This is a genomic window from Paenibacillus xylaniclasticus (assembly GCF_004001065.1).
Lineage (GTDB): Bacteria > Bacillota > Bacilli > Paenibacillales > Paenibacillaceae > Paenibacillus_T > Paenibacillus_T xylaniclasticus.
This window is the reverse complement of sequence record NZ_BIML01000048.1, coordinates 1-21194: the sequence shown is the minus strand read 5'-3', so window position 1 is coordinate 21194 and position 21194 is coordinate 1. Positions and strand designations below refer to the sequence as shown.

Here is a 21194-nt window from a genome sequence, read left to right as displayed (position 1 = left end):
TGCACTTTTCTTGACAACTCCAGAATACTGAGAGAGGAGGATTCCCTATGTCGCACTCCATGCGGAGTGCGTGGATTGAAATCGCAAAAAATGGCCAAAGAGAGGTGAGTACGTACAGTCGCACTCCATGCGGAGTGCGTGGATTGAAATTGGCTGATTAGAGCATTAAGCGGCGCGATCGGTCGTCGCACTCCATGCGGAGTGCGTGGAATAAATTTGGGAGGGCAAAAACGGAGACCGCATGGGCAAACTCAGTCGCACTTTTTGCGAAACACGAGTAACGAATGCACGATAAAATGTTTCACTTACACCATCATCGGGGAGGTTGAAGATGTACTTACGCAGCGTAACCATCATGAGGAGCGAAGAGACAGACGAGTCCGCATATCCGTTCTCGATTCCGGCGGTGAAAGCGATTGATCGGTTGGAATTCAGCCATCAGGTTACGTTTTTCGTTGGAGAAAACGGTTCTGGCAAGTCCACACTGCTCGAAGCAATTGCTGATCAATGCGGCTTTCATACAGCTGGCGGGGGCAAAAATAATATTTATGACGTTGATGCCGCACATTCAGCTTTGGGCGAGCACCTCCGGCTATCTTGGATGCCGAAAATTTCGAACGGTTTTTTTATGCGCGCAGAAACGTTTTTTCAATTTGCCTCTCATCTAGATACGATGCCTGAGTCATTGCGATATTATGGCGGCAAATCGCTTCATGAGCAATCACATGGCGAAGCTTTTTTATCGTTGTTCAAGCACCGCTTCGGCAAAAAAGCGATTTATCTGCTCGACGAGCCGGAGGCGGCGCTGTCGCCAGCACGGCAGCTTGCACTGCTGAGGATCATGAAAGATCTAGAGAACGAGGCACAATTTATTATTGCAACACATTCGCCGATTCTGCTTGGCTATCCGGATGCGCAAATTCTTGATTTTGATGAGGTTCCAATTCGTCCCGTGAAATACGAAGATACGCTGCATTACATTCTAACGCGCCGGTTTCTAGAGAACCGAAAAGCTGTACTAAGAGAATTATTCGACGAGCACGAAGAATCTGAATAATGTACAACTAAATTCGAACAAATGCGGGATAGATTTTACCAACAATAAAAAGTACGTGCATATTACCAAGATTCGAGTGAATGGAATGCAGCTATTGTTGAGTGGAGCTCATAACGAAGATGAGTGTGGAATAAAGAGCGGTTAAGCTACCGCTCAGGGTTATTCCCAAGGCGGTATTTGTTTTACTTATATCGACGAATTGTGACAAAATGATGACATGCGATAATTTGTGATTTTTATCACAATATTTGTTGGACGAATAGGATATGATAAAGACATCAAAACGAAGGGGGAGCAGACGATGGTTAAACAGATGTACATAACGACGCTGCTGAAGAGGACGAGAACACTGGTCAGAGCGGACTGCGGTGGAGGCGATAACGAATCCTCATCTAGTCCGGCATCGGCTGCAGCGAGTGACAATTAATCGGTGACACCAAGCTTTTGATCAATGATGAGCTTTCTTGTTCAAATTCTTGTGATTTATTTCACATAAGATAAATATGGAGAGGAGATGATCCTCATGGTTATGAGGTTCTTCAAAGAAAATGTATGGGCGGCTGTTGCTATTACTCTACTTCGGATTTATGTTGGCTGGGAATGGCTGACTCACGGATTCGATAAGCTGAAAGATGGTTTTGATGCGACGGGCTTCCTGAAGAATGCAGTCAACAACCCGGTGATGGACAAGGCGACGAATGAGGCGCTGTTCCCAAATTACACATATTTTATTGAACACTTCGCACTGCCGAACGTGAAGCTAATTAACTTCTTAATTCCGCTTGGTGAGTTTCTCATCGGATTAGGTCTTCTAGTCGGTGGGTTGACGCTAACGGCAGCGTTCTTCGGAATGATGCTTAACTTCTTGTTCATGTTCGCAGGCACGGTAAGCACGAACCCTTGGCTGCTGCTGATTGGCTTCATTATCTTCACGGCTGGTAAAAATGCGGAACGGTTCGGTCTCGATGCATATTTGCTCCCAGTGCTCCGTAAATTGTGGGCGAAGCTAAGACACAAAGATGATGCTGCTCCAACGGACTTCATACCGGCGATCAAGCGCTAATGAGGACTTGCCGCTGAACGGCTGCTTCTGACCAGGAATGAGAGAACAGAACCAACTTAACTATCCAGAATGGTGGAAGCGATGGGAGATGCCTCATGTGTGACAGCCTGATTGATAAGGCTGCATACGTGAGGCATCTTCTTTTATTTAGATTCAGCCTTTATAGGTTTTTTTCATCGACAGCTAGCTATTTTCCTTCAATAGCAATGGCTATGAATTAGAAGGTAATAGACAAATTAATGAAATTCTATTGGGAGAGTACTTAATTTCAAATATTTTAACATGAATAAAAACTTGTAGCGTTGTATTATGTATGGCACAATAATGGTAAATTCAAGTTTTCTGAACAATTGTTGCACTATAATTTCTGCGAAATTTCAGCGGAATGATGCAGCTTGCTTTTCAGGCTGTTGGACTACTGAGTGACGGTGAATCGATCAATAGGATAGATTGGAAGCGATTGCAAACCTGGTTCGGGGGAAAATGCTAGGATAGAGCAACCGATCATAACTATTTGGAGGAATTGACGTGGCGGGATGTAAGAATGAACTGTATACGGCGATACAAAATAGTCTTCAAGGCATTGTCGTTCATCTATCTGGCGAGGTTGCTCCTTATTTCAAATTAGGCGGATTAGGGGATATTCTGCAATCGCTGCCAGCTGCTATAGATCATAATGGTTATTTGAATATTACCATTTGTCCTTACTACAGCGTATTAAATGGCGAACCGATGAAATTCGATGAAGATCAGATTAACTATGAACGGCGTGTTTATCATTACGAAGTTTATCTTCAGTCTAATCATGGAATATACAATTTGTTCGTGAAGATCAAGGATAGCTGGAGATTGGATGAGATTTATATGTCCGGCACTGAAGTATATGATTCAGAAGTTAGGCTGTCTCATTTCTTATTTGGAAAGATTGCAGCTAAGATCATATCTTCACTGCCTTATTCATCATGTACGATCATGACGCATGATTGGCATGTTGCCGCTGTGTACCCCCATTTGAAACGGATGCGACACCAGGCTGTATACAACAAGTTTCATATTATACATAATTACCAGCACCAAGGAGCGATCAAGGAGGATTTGATCTATCTCGCTGAAGAAGAAATTCAGGTAGACTATCTGATCGTTCTTAATAAATACGGACATTGTTCATTTTCAGCTTTAGCGATTAATCAGGCGGATTCCGTTATTACCGTCAGTCCTACCTATGCACGAGAATTAATGGAGGAGAAGGCTCCTCACCCTAATTTAAATGTACTTCGCGGGATTCATTTGCACGGTTTTCTTAACGGATATGCTAATCATATATGGTCTCCCATGTCGGATGAGTTTATTGTGTGCCCATACGACATTAATTCCATCGAACATAAAGCTATTAATAAGAAATGGCTGATAAATGAATTGGATTTATCCATCGAAGAAGACAGGCCGATCATGCTGTTCCTTGGTCGACTATCGCCTCAGAAAGGTATAGATCTTTTTTTAGGTAATCATGACAATAGCGCCGATATCCGAAAGCTTCTTGAACTAGGCGCAGCGGTCATCATTTGCGGTACCCCCACAGAAGCTGCTGTGGACCTTCGGTTCAGTCAACTTACGGAAACGATGAATGGGAATTTCCGCTATATTAATTATTATACCGAAGAAATCGCCCATCGATTTCTTGCAGGCAGCGACCTTCTGCTTCATCCGTCTCAATTCGAGCCCTGCGGTTTGACACAGCTCTATGCCATGGCATATGGAACGATCCCGATTGTAAACCCTGTGGGAGGATTAAGGGATACTGTCATATGTGAACGCGATAATCCGGGGATGGGGAACGGGATTTGGATGGAATCGTACAGCTGGTACGGTTTACTTGATGCTGTAACTACCGCAATCAGCTATTACGATGATTCTTCCCGGTGGCTAGCACTAGTCCGCCGGGCAATGTCTCGAAACTATGACTGGGATACAGCAATTCATCCGTATCTAACGTTAATTAACGATTGTCAAAGGGGCGAAAGGGATGAATTTAGCAGATGATTACTCAAAGTGGGTTATATATCAGATCCTTACCGATCGGTTTCATGATGGCAAATCGGGTGACAAGCTAGCCTGTGGTCATTTAAGGGATCCTTCAGGCGAAGACTTAACGAAGTATCTCGGAGGTGACTGGCAAGGGATTACCGACAAAATTAATGATGGGTATTTTACCGACATGGGCGTGAATGCTCTATGGATATCGCAGCCAGTTGAGAATGTAATGGCGTTACATAATGGACTATCCTCCTATCACGGATATTGGGCGAGAGATTTCAAACGGCATAATCCTTTATTCGGGTCTCTGCAGGATTTTCGCAATCTGATCGAAACTGCTCATGCCCACGGCATGAAAGTCGTTATTGATTTTGCGCCTCATCAAACTTCCCCTGTGTCTGACGAGGATCCGAGCTTTATGGAGGACGGAGTTCTGCTTAATAATGGTCAGTTTATCGCTTCCTATTCTAATGATCCGCATCATTATTTTCACCATGTAGGAGATATCGACGAAATTTATGAAACCTATGAAGACGGACTCTACAAGAAAATTTACGGGCTTGCAGGACTCAATGTCCATCATCCGTTTATTGACCAGTATCTAAAAGAAGCGGTGTACTTCTGGATGGAGCTTGGGATCGACGGATTTCGTATCGACAGTGTGCGGCACTTACCGATTGGGTGGCTTAAATCATTCACGCAAACGATACACGATAAAAAACCGATTTTCGTTTTTGGTGAATGGTTCCTTGGGAAGCACAGCCGCAATCCACGTAAATCGAAGCTAGCGAATGAAAGTGGTATGGGAATGCTTGATTTTGCTTTTGCCAACAAGCTAACGCAGATTATCCATGAGAAAGAAGAGGATTGGTCGGGCTTATCCGATATACTGCAGACGACGGAGCAAGAATACGATCGTCCGCATGAGCTGGTTACTTTTATCGACAACCATGATTTGCCCCGGTTTACAAGGCAGAGAACCGAATTAACGGATATTGCGCTCGTTATATTGCTGACAAGCAGGGGAATTCCGAGCATTTATTATGGAACAGAGCAGTACATGACGGGTGATTCTGAGCCTTCCAATCGGAAGATGATGACTGCATTTAATCGAGATACGCCAGCCTATCAAATCATTAAAAAATTGGCCAAGATGAGAAACGATAATTTGGCTCTGGTTCATGGCGATACTGAAGTAATTTATAAGAGTGCAGACGTTATCGTCTATGAGCGCAGCTTTAACGATAGTGTTGTTTTGGTGGCGGTTAACTTAAGCAATGAATCCACGAGACTCAATAAATTGCATACGCGTCTGAAGTCAGGGATGTATGAAAACACGCTTTACCAATTTTTCGGTAAGCAAATGGTTGTCGTTAATGTCGGCCTTATCGAGGAATTAATTCTAAATCCATATCAGTCGGTTGTGATCGAGTCGGTGGACTGTCACTGTAAATCTCCGGTTGTGACCCATCTATATCCATCTGTTTGCAAGAAGGGGGATCGTATCTGTTTGTACGGGACCTGCTTTAGCGAAGGACAAGGTACTGTATGGATTGGAAGTTCCTCAGCAAAGATTATTAACTGGAGCACTGATCAAATTATGATCGAGATTCCTGACCTGATTCCGGGTGACTATAATATTAAGATCATTTTAGAGGATGGGACGGAGACTGCATTATTTGAGTACGTAAGAATAATCACAGACCGGCAAGTTAGCGTTCAATTTATCGTTAATCATGCATATACGGAAGACGATGAACAAATCTATCTAATGGGCAATGTTGTTGAGTTGGGGAATTGGGACCCTCAGAAGGCAATCGGTCCTTTCTTTCGTAAGGTGTTGTATCAATATCCGTCATGGTATTGCGATGCCAGTATACCTGCAGGAAAACATTTAGAATTTAAATTATTCAAAAGAAAATTTACAGGAGAAATCCAGATGGAGGAGGGGGAGAATCACAAATTTATAAGCCCGGAATTTATGACGCTCGACAGAAACAATGGAAAGATTATGGTTGACTGGGGACGATGAATAATCGAAGCAATAGGCGGTTATTATCCTGTATTTCACAGGACTATGACCGCTGTTTTTTTGCACCATTCTCGATGGAGCAGTTCAATAATTAATTGGTTTGATTGATTTAATTCCTTCTTGTTACACGAAGGAATCTATATATTGATAACGGTTTTCAATTAATTTTTATTTACTATTAAGCTAAATTTTCACCTAATTTGCTCACTATTTATTTATTGGATGATATTATTGAATTATTAGCACAAATGTAATGATTTATATCAATCTTACAGTAAACATAATAGACAACTTCCATGTAGATAATAAGGATATTAGAGGGTTTGTCGTAACAAAACTCTTACAGGGATTTAGGTAATACGATAGGACAGCTCTATACAGAAAGTAGAATTGTTTGGGATATATTATCACCAATATTCTGTTATATAAGGGTGAGTTGAATGGAAGAAAATCTTTTTTTGTATCCGCTTACTATGACACAAAAAAGAATGCTCTTATTGGAATGGATATATCCTGGATCTACGATTAACAACATTAGCGGAGTATGTAAAGTAAACGGGCAGTTAAATCTCGATGCGCTCAATCAAGCCATTAATCTATTTTTAAAGACAAATGAAGGTACACGTCTACGACTGACAAAGCAAGACGGGGAGACCATGCAGTATGTGGAGCCGTTTCATAATGAACAGTTTCCAGTGGTAGAATTCAGCACTGCTGATGAGAGAGAATTCGGAATTGAAAAGTGGATTGAAACGCGGAGACAAGAGACATTCTCTTTGTTTCATACGCCGTTATATGAGTTTGTTATTTTGCAGTTTGCGAATCAACAATTCGGACTGTTTATTAAATTCCATCACATTATTGCTGACGGATGGTCGATCAGCTTAATGTCTGAGCAAATCTTTGAATCATATGACCGATTGCTAAAGGGAGAGAGCATACAGGACCTCGACAAGCCAAGCTTTCTTATCTATGCAGCGAAAGAACAGGAATATATTCATTCCGCTAGGTATGAAAGGGACAGAAAGTATTGGAACGAATTGTTTTCTTCTGTGCAAGGCAGTGTGCTGTTGAAGGATAGTGATTCCACATCCGCGACTCGCACCACTTATTATTTCGATAAGCGACTGAGTACCGCTATTAAAGACATTACAGTCTGCGAGGGGATTTCGGTCGCAACTTTTTTTATTGCACTTTATTTTATTTATCTTTACAAAAAAGAAAGAGTAAGTGATTTAACAATAGGAACTCCTGTGTTTAATCGCTCGGGCAAGAAAGAACGATTGATTTTTGGCATGACTACCAATATGATGCCTTTCCGACATAAGGTGTCCGGCAATTCCCAGGCGAAATTATTTCTTCGAACTATACATAAGGAACTTATCAATTGCTATTCGCACCAAAAATATTGTTGCGAGTGGTTGATCGATGACCTGGAACTTAGAAAACAAGGCTACGACAAATTGTTTCAGTGCTCCATAAATTACTTTAACTCCAATCTGTTTAATTCGAAATTTGGAGAACACGGGGAAATTATTTGGGAAGAAATTGGTCCTGGCAATGTTTATCTTCCCTTAAATTTGAATATTAAGGAATGGCAGGATGGGTTATTTTGTTTGGAAATTGAATATAAAACGAATGTTTATTCAGAGACTGAGATTCACGAGCTATATCAAGCATTAGTCCAACTGGCCAGTCAAATTGTCAACAATCCTCAACAAGAGGTATCCGAACTGGAGATTATTTCAAGCGATGAGAAGCAGCTTATTCTTAAATCTTTTAATGCGACAGACGCTTCTTATCCCAGCCAGAATACGCTTCACCAGATGTTCGAGGATCAAGTGAAGCGGACGCCGGATAGCATCGCGGTTATTGATGATGATGTGTTTATGACATACCGTGAGTTGAATGCTAGAGCGAATCGTATTGCGCACGAATTGCGTGCGCATGGAGTAAGGCAAGATTGTTTGGTAGGGCTGCTGACTGAGCGTTCTATCGAAATGATCGTCGGAATATTCGGGATATTGAAAGCAGGTGGGGCTTATGTTCCGCTAGATCCATCATATCCTAAAGAACGGATCGACTTTATGCTCGTAGACAGTGGCAGCCAATGGTTGCTGGGCGAGCGTCATTTGCTCGAAGGTGTGAAGTTTACTGGAGTGAAGCTTGATCTGGAGGAGCTGTCTTCGCAAGGGGAGGAGAAGGAAAACCCTGCACCGCTAAGCAATTCAAATCATTTAGCCTATGTAATATATACTTCAGGATCGACGGGCATGCCCAAAGGGGTAATGGTTGAGCACCGTTCGGTAGTGAATCGTCTGGTCTGGATGCAGGAGAGGTTTCCGTTACGATCGGATGACGTTATTTTACAAAAAACTTCATTTAGCTTCGACGTATCCGTATGGGAACTGCTTTGGTGGTCGCTGTATGGAGCGAAAGTGTGCTTGCTTCCTCATGGAGAAGAAAAATATCCAGCTGCGATTATCGAGACGATCCGAAAGCATAGAGTCACGGTAACCCATTTTGTTCCTTCGATGTTGAGGATCTTTTTGGATCATGTGGACAGCGGTAATCGATCGGTTCATCTATCCAGCTTGAAAACGGTGTTTGCTAGCGGCGAAGAACTACTGCCTGGTATGGTGAATCATTTCCGACGCAGTTTACGTGAACGCAACGGAACAGCATTGATTAATTTATACGGGCCTACAGAGGCGACAATAGACGTGACTTATTTTCCTTGTGATGCTGACTCAGACATCACGATGGTCCCGATTGGTCGACCGATTCAGAACACCCGAATATATATCGTGGATGTCGAGAATAGACTGCAACCGCGGGGAGTTGCTGGTGAAATTTGCATTAGCGGGGACGGGGTAGCGCGGGGTTATTTAAACCGTGAGGAGCTCACGGCGGACAAGTTCATTGCCGACCCGTTCTTACCGGGCGGACGGATGTACCGGACGGGAGACCTAGGACGATGGTTGCCGGATGGCAACATCGAATATTTGGGCCGGATGGATGCGCAGGTGAAAATTCGCGGTTACCGGATCGAACTGGGCGAGGTCGAGAGTGCCTTGCTGCAGCTAAAGCCGGTAAAGGAAGCGGCGGTTGTATCGGTCGTGGACGCGAGCGGGGACAACGTGTTATGCGCGTATATCGTCTGTGACGGAGAGCCGAGTGTAGCGGAGCTGCGGACTCGCTTGGGTGAGATGCTGCCTACGTATATGATTCCAGCACATTTCATGCAGCTGGACAAGCTGCCGCTTACGATGAATGGGAAGCTGGACCGGAAAGCATTGCCGAAGCCGGAGAAGGATGCTATGCGTAGTACGGTGTACGTCGGACCGCGGACAGAAATAGAAGTGCGTCTTGTAGCGATCTGGCAAGAGGCGCTGGGCGTAAAGAGAGTCGGGGTTACGGATGATTTCTTCGCGCTGGGTGGCCATTCATTAAAGGCGATGCAGTTAATATCGGTTATTCATCAATCACTGGGTATAGAGATACCGCTTAAACGGATATTCGAGCATTCAACGGTAGAAGCGCTAGCGCTTTGGATTGAGCACTATGCGTCACCTCAATCGTATATTTCGATTTCGCCAGCGGAGCAACGGGAACATTACCCGGTATCATCTGCACAGAAGCGGCTCTATATTCTCGATCAAATGGGCAATCATGGAACAGCGTACAACATGCCCGGGGTATTCCTGCTGGAAGGGAAGGTAGAGCCGGAGCGGTTGGATGCGGCTTTGCGAGGCCTGGTGCAGCGGCATGAAATATTGCGGACGTCCTTCCATTGGGTGGATGGCGCTCCTGTGCAAAGGATAAACGAGGCAGCTGACTGGGAAATGGAATGGATTCGCGGTGTGGAACTAGAGGAGGCCGTGAAGACGTTTATCCGTCCGTTTGATCTGTCATCGGGTAGTCTCATGCGTGCGGCATTGGTGCAGCTGGAAAAGAACCGATATGCACTATTGTTCGACATGCATCATATCATTTCCGACGGGGTGACATTGGGCATTCTCGTGCGGGAGTTCGGCGAGCTGTATCAGGGTAACGAGCTGCCGGAGCTGACAATTCAATATAAGGACTATGCCTGCTGGCAGCAGGAACAGGTTCAGACGACGCGGTTTCAGGAGCAAGAGACGTATTGGACCAAACAGTTCGACGAAGCTCCTCCGGTGTTGGAGCTTCCGTTGGACTATGGACGTAAACCGGTGCAAAGCTATGCGGGAAGCCGGATCGCTGTGCAGGAAGGCGCGGAACTACTAGAGCGCTTGAATAATCTTGCGCGTGAGACCGGAACGACGCTGTTCATGGTGCTGCTGGCTGCGTACAAGGTGCTGCTGTCCAAATACAGCGGGCAAGAGGATGTTGTGGTCGGGACGCCGATTGCAGGACGGACGCATGCGGAGCTGCAAGGGATGCTGGGGCTGTTCGTTAATACGCTGGCGCTCAGAAGCCGGCCAGAAGGAGCTTTAACGTTCCGTTCCTACCTGGAGCAGGTGAAGGAGGTAGCGCTGGCGGGCTACGCGAATCAGGAATATCCGTTCGAAGAGCTGGTGGAGAAGGTAGTTAAGAATCGCGATTTAAGCCGACACCCGCTGTTCGATACAATGTTTGCGCTGCAGGATCAGACACAATGGTCGTTTTCTAGTCAAGAGCTGAGAATGGTTCCATACGAGCTTGAAAACCATTACACAAAATTTGATTTAGCCTGGATGTTAGCGCACAACGAGGATGATTTGGAAATCGTAATTGAGTACTGCACCGATCTATTTCAACGCGACACGGTAGAACGGATGGCGAAGCACTATCTACATATTGTGAACGCCATATTAAGCGATCCTGACATTCAACTATCTCGAGTATCCATAATTACAGATGAAGAGAAACAGGAAATTTTGAAGGTGTTTAATTCGACATCAATCCCGTATCCGCAAGATCGGACTTTATCAGAGCTGTTCGAGGAGCAAGTAGAGCGGACGCCTGATCATATTGCTATTGTTTGTGAAGCGGAGCAGCTGACTTATAGGGAACTAAATACGAGAGCGAACCGAATGGCGCATAGATTGCGGTCTCAAGGCGTCCTGCCAGAGAGTGTTATCGGCATTATGGTTGAGCCTTCCATCTCTATGATAATCGGAGTATTGGGTGTTTTAAAGGCAGGAGGCGCCTTCCTGCCAATCGACCCATCATATCCGATGGAGCGAGTCAATTACATGCTTAACAATGGCAATTCGCAATATCTATTAACTCAGCAATCCTTATTATCGGTAGCTGAGAGAGTATTTAATGGACATATAGAGGTTATTGATAAGCCTTTCGAAGTGAATGATGCTTGCGACAATCCACCGCGTGAGGCTAGCAGTCGAAATATGGCCTATCTTATATATACGTCGGGCTCCACTGGACTTCCTAAGGGGATTATGGTTGAGCACTCTTCAGTCGTGAATCTGTGCCAGTGGTATTGCCGTTTCTATAAGATAACCACCGAAGATAGGACGATCAAATATTCGGGTTTTGCTTTTGACGCATCTGTGCTGGATATTTTTCCGACTTTACTTGCAGGCGCATCATTGTACATCGTTCCTAACGAGATCCGTCTTGATATTGCTGAATTGTACCGTTTTTTTGAACAGAACCAAATTACAATCAGTTTTCTGCCTACGGCAATATGCGAGCGGTTTATTGCATTGGTCCTTCAGCAAGGAGACAGCAATCTTACTCTACGTACACTTATCACTGGAGGAGAGAAGCTGCAGCTTCCTTCCATCCAAGGATTAGATTTTGAAGTGTTTGATAACTACGGTCCTGCAGAAAATACGGTTATATCCACTTCGTGCAATGTTCGTTTGACTCCGGGGAGGATAGGAAAACCGATCGACAACGTTCAGCTTCTGATTATTAATCCTAATACGTTGGAGCTGCTTCCTATCGGCATAGTGGGCGAGATTTGTATTTCGGGTGTAGGTTTAGCAAGAGGCTATCGTGGCGCTTCTGAATCCTTTGCCAACCCATTTATCCAACATCCGAATGCGGTTGACCAAAGGCTTTATCGTACAGGTGACTTAGGTCGATGGAGGCAAGATGGCACAATCGAATATGTTGGGCGAATGGATAATCAAGTAAAAATAAGGGGATATCGGATTGAACTAGGGGAGATTGAAAGTGTTTTACTTGAATTAGTCGATAAGGCAGTAGCTTCCGTATGGGATGATGGCCAAGGAAGCAAGCTATTATGCGCCTACGTGGTGAACAGGGCGACTATTACAAGCGATGAATTGAGAAAGCATCTGGCAGCTAAATTGCCGGACTTTATGATCCCTCAATATTATCACATATTAGACGATCTACCTCTTACTCCTAATGGCAAAGTCGATCGGAATTCGCTGCCTAAACCGGATCTTAACTCACTTGTAAACAGCGAATATATAGCCCCTGCAAGCTCAATGGAAGTGTTACTGGCAGAGATTTGGAAAGAAGTTCTGAAAGTAGAGAAGGTCGGACTGACGGATAATTTCTTTCAAATGGGAGGCGACTCGATAAAAGCGATTCAAATTACTTCGAGACTAATGAAAAGCCAACTTAAACTAAGCATCAAAGATTTAATGCAGTACCCAACAATAGCTCAACTCGTTGATCACATCAAACAAGCCAGTACCCCTATCCTTCAGAACGCAGTAGTTGGCGAAGTAGAGCTAGCGCCGATTCAACGATGGTTTTTTGAACAGAATTTTACGCAGATGCACCATTGGAACCAATCGGTCATGCTTTTCTGCAAAGAAGGATTTAACGAGGAAAAAGTTAGACAAGTGTGGAGCAAAATCGTGGAGCATCACGACGCATTAAGAATAACATTCACAATTGAAAGCGATCGAATTACACAGTACAACCACGATGCTGCTAATTATGAGCTTGAACTAAGCGTGCACCATTTGTCTGGAGATGATAACGAGAAACGTCTATATGTGACAAACGTAGCGAATCTGCTTCAAGGCTCTATTGAACTGAAGAATGGCCCATTAGTTAAGCTAGCCTTGTTCAAGGAATCTGCGGGTGATCATTTATTAATCATTATTCATCATCTGGTCGTTGACGGCGTTTCTTGGAGAATACTACTTGAGGATTTCTTTACGGGCTTAGAGCAGGCCAATGAACATATGCCGATTCGTTTCGAAGCCAAAACGAATTCGTACAAAGAATGGGTCGAACATGTCAAAGCTTATTCTCAATCGACAAGATTCCTTATGGACGAGCAATATTGGGAGCGAATAGGCAGACAAAAGATTCCACCTGTTCTAATCCCAATTACGCCAACATTGGTGAGCAAAGTAAACTCCAGTCAAGTCATTACAGTAGGTCTAGATACGGAAACGACTCATCAGTTGTTGTTTCAAATCCATAACGTTTATCAGACAGAAATTAATGATATTCTTCTTGCTGCACTTGGTCTTGTTATCTATCTGCAATATGGACGAAACCAATTTGTAATTGATCTGGAGGGGCACGGAAGAGAAGAGATTGGCGAAAACATTAATGTTACAAGAACGGTAGGGTGGTTTACCTCGCAATTCCCAGTCATTATCGATTTGAGTAAGCCGGAAGATATTCCGTACTCTATTAGACAAGTACGAGAAATGTTAAGGAAGATACCGAATAAAGGCATCGGATTCGGAATTTTAAAATATTTCATAGGCCGAAGGTTCGAGATGAAGTCCGATATAAGCTTTAATTATTTGGGTCAACTCAGCAGCGACATCTATCCGATTTCGACTTACGACAAGGGAATGGAGCAGAGCTTGAACTCCGAACGGACGTATAAGCTGGACATAACAGGAGTGATTGTGGAGGAACGGCTTCAGATGAACTTTTCCTACAGCACGGAGCAGTTTGAAGAGACTGAAATTCAACGACTGGCTGATGGTTACAAAAAATGTCTGCTTGATATTATCGATCATTGTATTGCAAGAAAAGACGAGTCTCCGGAGTATATAAGCAATTTAGACTTGGATGACGCATTGGAGATCATCAATTTGTTGGAATGATTAACTACTATGAGGGATAAGAGGGAGATCTGTAATGCTTAAATTGAAAAAAGAAGACCTGATCGATGCTTACTATTTATCTCCGGTTCAGGAAGGAATCTTTTATCATTACACTTTAAACGACCAGCCCTCTGGATACAATGTCGTATTAAATCTTCAGTTGTCAGGCGAAATAAATATCGGGCTGTTAGAAGATAGCTTTAATTCTATCATCCAAAGACATCCGGTATTAAGGTCGGTATTTCTAAATAAGAAACTAAAGAAGCCGACACAGATCGTAGTAAGAGAAAAGAAATTATCGGTCCCTTGCTTTGATATTTCTGAATATCCATCGGAAGCGCAGCAAGTATATGTTGAGCAGTTCACCAAAGATGAATTAGCCAAACGATTCGATCTGGCCAAAGATTTGTTAATGAGAGCCAGCCTTATTCGAATATCTGACACAACGCATCATCTGATATGGAGCTTTCACCATATCATTCTGGACGGATGGAGTCTTGGCATTGTTGTTAAAGAGTTTTTTGAAATCTATAACAATCTAGTGAAAGAACAGCCTATTGAACTGCCTCAGCTACCGCTATTTCGGGATTATATTCAATGGATTAACAAGCAGGATAAAGCAGAGGCTTCCGATTATTGGGCACAATATTTGGACGGCTGTGACAATCTTAGCTTGATACCGGCAAGCAGTCGGCCGGGACAAGATGAGCTGTATTTGCTGCAAGAGAACGTGTTCACTATCGATGAATCGAGCACGGAGAAATTAAACGATCTCGCTATTTCCTGCAATGTTTCACTGAGCACAGTAATTCAAGCGATCTGGGGCATATTCCTGCAAAGATATACTTGTCGCAACGACGTGATCTTTGGAACAGTAATCTCAGGTAGAACGGCCGCATTCCCTAACATTGAGCAAATGGTCGGTCTATTTATCAATACGATTCCCGTAAGAATAAGGTTTGAAGACGGATGCTGCTTCAAGTCATTTGTTCAACAGCTGCAGGAATCATCTATACGTTCTGAGCAATATGGTTACTTGCCTTTATATGAAATTATGAATCAGTCCGCAACTACGAGAAGCCTGTTCGACCATATTCTTGTATTTGAGAACTACCCGATTGAAGAAAGCCTGTCCATTGATTATTCGGATGCAGGGTCACAATTATGTATTGCTGATGTGAAAGCAGTAGAGCAAACGAGCTACGATTTAAACGTTGTTGTTGTACCTGGTAAAGAAATAACGGTTCGGTTTTCATATAACGGACATCGATTCGATCCGAGTATGATTGAACGATATCAAATACATCTTCGGCAATTAATTACTAGTGTGCTCGACCATCCGGCGGAGGCTTCGCTGAATCAATTAAGCATAACGACAGCCGAGGAAAGGCATCAATTACTGCACGTGTTCAATGCCACAGAAATGCCGTATCCGCGAGAGAAGACAATCCATCAGCTGTTCGAGGAGCAGGTGGAGCAGACGCCGGATCAGATCGCAGTGATCAGCGAGATGGAGCGGGTGACGTACAGGGAGCTGAACGCACGGGCGAACCGGCTGGCCCATAAGCTGCGGAAGCTGGGCGTGAAGGCGGACAGCCGCGTCAGTCTATTGGCGGAGCGGTCGGTGGATATGATCGCTGGTATCATCGGCATTCTGAAAGCAGGCGGCGCTTACGTGCCGATTGATCCGTCATATCCGCAAGAGCGGATAGCATACATGCTCGACGACAGCGGAAGCCAGTGGTTAGTTGGAGACGGGCATTTGTTGGAGAAGACGTCTTTTGTCGGAGAGAAGCTGGAGCTGAGAGAAGCGACGCTGAACGGCGAAGAGGCATGGAACCTGGAAGCGGCGAACGACCCGCACAACCTGGCATATGTCATCTATACCTCGGGCTCGACGGGCCAGCCGAAAGGGGTTATGGTGGAGCATCGTTCGGTTGTTAACCGGCTGGTCTGGATGCAGGAACGATATCCGCTGCAAGCCAATGACGTTATTTTGCAGAAAACGTCATTCAGCTTCGACGTGTCGGTATGGGAATTGCTCTGGTGGTCGCTCTATGGAGCAAAAGTGTGCTTGCCGCCTGTCGGGGCAGAGAAAGACCCTGCCGCTTTAATAGAGTCGATATGGAAGCACAAGGTCACGGTGATGCATTTTGTACCGTCGATGCTTCGGTTATTCCTGGCTTATACAGATCAGCAAGAAAAGCTTGCCCTGCTGTCGAGCTTGCGAAACGTGTTTGCTAGCGGAGAAGCGCTGCTGCCCGATCAAGTGAACGCATTTCGGCACAGCCTTGGAAAGGCGAATGGAACGTGTCTGATCAACTTGTATGGACCTACGGAGGCAACGGTTGACGTTACTTATTTCGAATGCATGGATGATGAGGATGCTGTCCTAGTACCGATCGGACGACCGATTTCCAACACGCGATTGTATATCGTCGATATAGAGAACCAACTTCAACCAATTAACGTGCCGGGCGAAATCTGTATAGCGGGAGACGGGGTCGCACGCGGCTATTTAAACCGTGAGGAACTGACAGCGGAGAAGTTCGTCTTCGACCCGTTCGTACCGGGCGGACGGATGTATCGGACGGGAGACCTGGGTCGGTGGTTGCCGGATGGTAACATCGAATATTTGGGCCGGATGGATGCGCAAGTCAAAATACGCGGATATCGGATCGAGTTGGGCGAGATCGAGAGTGCCTTACTGAAGCTAGAGCCGGTGAAGGAAGCGGCGGTTGTGGCGGTTGAGGAAGCGAACGGGGACAAAGCGTTGAGCGCATACATCGTTTGCGACGGGGAGCTGAGTGTAGCGGAGCTGCGGTCAGGTTTGAGTAGGACGCTGCCGTCCCATATGATTCCGCCCCATTACGTGCAACTGGACCAGATGCCACTGACGACAAGTGGTAAGCTGGACCGAAAGGCGCTGCCGAAACTGAAGGCGGGGGCTCTGCGCGGCCCGGTGTACATCGCGCCACGGACGGAGACAGAAGCGCGGCTAGCGGAAATTTGGCTAGAGGTGCTAGGCATTGAGCAAGTAGGCGTTACGGATGACTTCTTTGCACTGGGCGGTCATTCGTTAAAGGCGATGCAGCTGGTATCGCTTATTCATCGAGTATTCGGAGCCGAAGTGCCGCTCAGATCGTTGTTCAAGCGGCCAACGATTGAAGAACTGGCAGATGTGCTTGAGCAGTATATGTCATCCGAGTCGTATATTTCAATTCCGCGAGTAGAAAAACAGGACGATTACCCGGTATCCTCTGCACAGAAGCGGCTTTACATTCTCGATCAAATGGGCAATCAGGGAACGGCGTACAACATGCCAGGAGTGTTCCTGCTGGAAGGGAAGGTAGAGCCGGAACGGCTGGAGGCAGCGCTGCGCAGCTTGGTGCAGCGGCATGAAATACTACGAACTTCCTTCCACTGGGTAGATGGGGCACCTGTTCAGAAGGTAAGCGAGGAAGTCAACTGGAGCTTAGAACGAATTGATGGCCGCGGTATGGAGCTGGAGGAAATCGTAAAGACGTTCATCCGACCGTTTGACCTTTCATTGGGATACCTTATGCGCACGGCATTGGTGCAGCTGGAAGAAGACCGGTACGTGCTGCTATTTGACATGCATCATATCATTTCTGATGGGGTGTCTTTGGGCATTCTTGTGCAAGAGTTCGGTAAGCTGTATCAGGGCAATGAGCTGCCGGAGCTGACGATTCAGTACAAGGACTATGCTTGCTGGCAGCAGGAGCAGGCAAAGACGGAGCGGCTTAAGGAGCAAGAATCGTACTGGATGAACCAGTTCGAGGAGGTGCCTCCGATGCTTGGTCTGCCGGTGGACTATGCCCGCAAGCCAGTGCAAAGCTATGCGGGAAGCCAGATCGCAGTGCAGACGGGATCAGTGCTGTTGAAGCGCTTAAATACTCTTGCGCGTGAGACCGGAACGACGCTGTTCATGGTGCTGCTGGCAGCGTATAAAGTGATGCTGTCCAAATACAGCGGACAAGAGGATGTCGTAGTCGGGACCCCAGTTGCGGGACGGACACATGCGGAAATGCAAGGAATGCTGGGGCTGTTCGTCAATACGCTGGCGATCAGGAGCCGACCAGAGGGCGGTTTGACGTTCCGAGCTTATCTGGAGCAGGTGAAGGAGCAGGCGCTGGCGGGTTATACCAATCAAGAGTATCCGTTCGAAGAGCTTGTAGAGAAAGTGGTCAAGAATCGGGATATGAGCCGACATCCGCTGTTTGATACAGTGTTGGTGCTGCACAATCAGGAGCATCAGGTGCTTGACCTCGATTCCTTGAAGCTCATCGCACAATCGGTGGAAAATCATGTATCGAAGTTTGATATGAGCTGGACGTTAACGGAAAGCGAAGACGGACTGCATATTGCTGTCGAATACTGCACCGACTTGTACCGGCGCGAAACGGTAGAACGTATGGCCAAGCACTACTTGCAATTGATCGAAGCGGCGTTAAACGAACCGGAGACGGAGCTTGCGAAGCTATCGATGCTGACGCCAGAAGAGAAGCATGAGATTCTGGACGTGTTCAATGCTACGGAAGCGCCGTATCCACACAAGAAGACGATCCATCAGCTGTTCGAGGAGCAGGTGGAGCGGATACCGGATCAGATCGCGGTGGTAAGCGAAACGGAGCAGCTTACGTACTTGGAGCTTAATGCTCGGGCGAACCGGCTTGCAAATCTATTAATCGACAGCGGTTTAAGAAAAGGCTCGCATGTTGGGGTTATTTTGAAACGTTCGCCCGACATGATTGTTGCAGTTATGGCGATATTAAAGGCCGGCGGTATCTATGTGCCTTTTGAAGTGGATGCGCCTAAACGACGTGTCGAGAACATTATGACACGATTAAAAATAGGTTATCTTATTTCAGAGAACGAGGTATTTGCTCGATTCTATGATTTTAAATGGCAATTATCTGATCTAGAGACGGTAATTCTGCTCGATCTTAAGACTGAGGATCTGATGGTGGAATCTGTAAACGAAAACGATGTAAAGCAGTTTTGGGATTACATCGCCGAGAATGCTGTTGACGAGATAACGGCTGCGGGCTTTTACAACAGTTATGATGGTCAAGCCTTTAGCCCACAGGAAGTAGCCGAATACCGCGATCACGTCGTTGGCATGGTACTACCGCATGCTGGCAAGGACAAAAAAATGCTTGAAATTGGGTGCGGTTCCGGTCTCATTATGTTTGAGCTTGTAAATCATGTTGGACAGTATGTGGGAATGGACCCGTCGCCGCTTACCATTAGACGGAATGAAGAACGAATTCATAAGGAAGAAATTGAAAATCTACAAGTTATTCAAGGCTTCGCGCATGACATTGCAGGTATGCCGGATGCATCCTTCGATATCATATTACTCGCCAGTACGGTTCAATTCTTTCCGGGCTATCGCTATTTAGAAGAAGTACTGACGCAAGCCTTGCGCTTACTAACACCGGGCGGTGTGCTTATTTTAGCGGATCTAATGGATATAGATCAGAAGGAAGCTATGCAGCAATCCGTGCTGGAATATAAAAGGCGACGAGGACTTACTGACCATCTATTGCCATTGGAAGAGAACGATAAGCTCTATTGCAGTGAACGCTTCTTTCATCAACATAGACTGGAACTCGGTAGAGATATCGAAAGTGTGGAGCTGCTTAAACGCGAGGATGGCTTCGACAATGAACTGAAATTTCGTTTCGATGTATTGATTCGGAAGACGAAGGAAGCACAATCCCCTCGGCGAGACGGAAGGGAAGAGTATGATTCAGAGCCTACTCGGTGGGCAAGAAGGATAAAGACGGATTGGCATCTTTCCCGTTATCCGGAGCATAATCCATCGTCTGTAGTTTCGCCGTTGGACATCGCATATATTTTGTTTACATCTGGTTCTACTGGTGAACCGAAAGGAGTAGTCGTTAACCATACTTCAGTGGTTAATGTTCTCGATTGGGTAAACAAAACGTTTAGCGTCCAAGCTAATGACCGGGTGTTATTTATAAACTCGTTATGTTTCGATTTATCCGTATACGATATATTCGGTCTTCTGGCGGCTGGCGGCTCCATATATGTAGCAGCGGATGAGGACATTCGAAATTCCGAGCGTCTTCTCCAATTGTTGTATAGTAAGCAAATTACCATTTGGAATTCGACACCGCCTCTTCTGGGGCAGTTGACATCGAGTATTCTCGGAGAGAACGAGCATTGTACGGGATCGAAGTTAAGATTGGCGCTGTTGAGCGGTGACTGGATTCCGTTGAGCTTGCCCGATACCTTGAAGCGATATTTCCCTCACGTGGAAGTGATAAGCCTTGGGGGAGCTACGGAAGCGACGATATGGTCTAATTACTATATCTATCAAGGTCTTGAGCCGCATTGGACAAGTATTCCTTATGGAAAACCGATTCAAAACGCCCGTTATTACATTTTAAATGAAGCGATGCAGCTTTGTCCGGTTGGTGTAAGCGGAGAGATCTATATAGGCGGGGAATGTCTTGCAGTTGAATATGTTCTAGCGCCAGAGCTGACGGCTGAGCGGTTCGTACAGGATCAATTCGTACCGCAAGCTGGAGCGAGAATGTACCGAACCGGAGATCTAGGGCGATGGATGCCGGATGGGAACCTCGAGATATTGGGACGAATCGATAATCAGGTCAAAATACGGGGCTATCGTATTGAACTTGGAGAAATTGAAGTTCAACTCAGTAAACTTGCGGACATTCAAGAGGCGATAGTTCTTGCTGTGGATGTACATGGCGAGAAGACATTGTGTGCATATGTGATAAGCAATGAACAATTGAGCGCAGCAATGTTGAAGCGACAACTAGGCCGAGTTCTTCCATCGTATATGGTTCCTTCATATGTTATACAGCTGGAACGGATGCCGCTTACGGTGAACGGAAAGCTGGACCGGAAGGCGCTGCCGAAGCCGGAGGCGGAAGCTTTGCGCGGTAA

At 45.5% G+C, this 21194-nt stretch carries 7 protein-coding genes; all 7 read left to right on the top strand.

The features are described 5' to 3' along the window. Nucleotides 1-331 precede the first annotated feature (331 nt). Nucleotides 332-1057, top strand: a complete 726-nt coding sequence (locus tag PXY01_RS21365) for an AAA family ATPase (protein ID WP_127573079.1) — start codon at nt 332-334, stop codon at nt 1055-1057. A gap of 301 nt (nt 1058-1358) precedes the next feature. After that, complete coding sequence (locus PXY01_RS23120) at nt 1359-1484, top strand: hypothetical protein (RefSeq protein ID WP_262385113.1); 126 nt, start codon at nt 1359-1361, stop codon at nt 1482-1484. A 96-nt stretch (nt 1485-1580) separates the two neighbouring features. Further along, nucleotides 1581-2120 (top strand): DoxX family membrane protein, encoded by a 540-nt coding sequence (locus tag PXY01_RS21360; RefSeq protein WP_127573077.1) that lies wholly within the window; start codon nt 1581-1583, stop codon nt 2118-2120. Nucleotides 2121-2648: 528 nt separating this feature from the next. Further along, nucleotides 2649-4160 (top strand): glycogen/starch synthase, encoded by a 1512-nt coding sequence (locus tag PXY01_RS21355; RefSeq protein ID WP_127573076.1) that lies wholly within the window; start codon nt 2649-2651, stop codon nt 4158-4160. Further along, complete coding sequence (locus tag PXY01_RS21350; protein WP_127573074.1) at nt 4144-6186, top strand: alpha-amylase family glycosyl hydrolase; 2043 nt, start codon at nt 4144-4146, stop codon at nt 6184-6186. The genes PXY01_RS21355 and PXY01_RS21350 overlap by 17 nt, the downstream gene beginning before the upstream one ends. A 440-nt stretch (nt 6187-6626) precedes the next feature. Next, a complete protein-coding gene (locus tag PXY01_RS21345) occupies nt 6627-14231 on the top strand; it encodes a non-ribosomal peptide synthetase (protein WP_127573072.1) in 7605 nt (2534 codons plus the stop codon). A 34-nt stretch (nt 14232-14265) separates the two neighbouring features. Beyond that, nucleotides 14266-21194, top strand: a 6929-nt coding sequence (locus tag PXY01_RS21340; RefSeq protein ID WP_127573070.1) for a non-ribosomal peptide synthetase, incomplete at its 3' end; no start/stop codon positions are given.

What these genes read in the sequence shown, in the direction of transcription:
- PXY01_RS21345 (WP_127573072.1), top strand. Translation starts at nt 6,627, where the DNA reads ATGGAAGAAAATCTTTTTTTGTATCCGCTTACTATGACACAAAAAAGA.
- PXY01_RS21360 (WP_127573077.1), top strand. Translation starts at nt 1,581, where the DNA reads ATGGTTATGAGGTTCTTCAAAGAAAATGTATGGGCGGCTGTTGCTATT.
- PXY01_RS21350 (WP_127573074.1), top strand. Translation starts at nt 4,144, where the DNA reads ATGAATTTAGCAGATGATTACTCAAAGTGGGTTATATATCAGATCCTT.
- PXY01_RS23120 (WP_262385113.1), top strand. Translation starts at nt 1,359, where the DNA reads ATGGTTAAACAGATGTACATAACGACGCTGCTGAAGAGGACGAGAACA.
- PXY01_RS21365 (WP_127573079.1), top strand. Translation starts at nt 332, where the DNA reads ATGTACTTACGCAGCGTAACCATCATGAGGAGCGAAGAGACAGACGAG.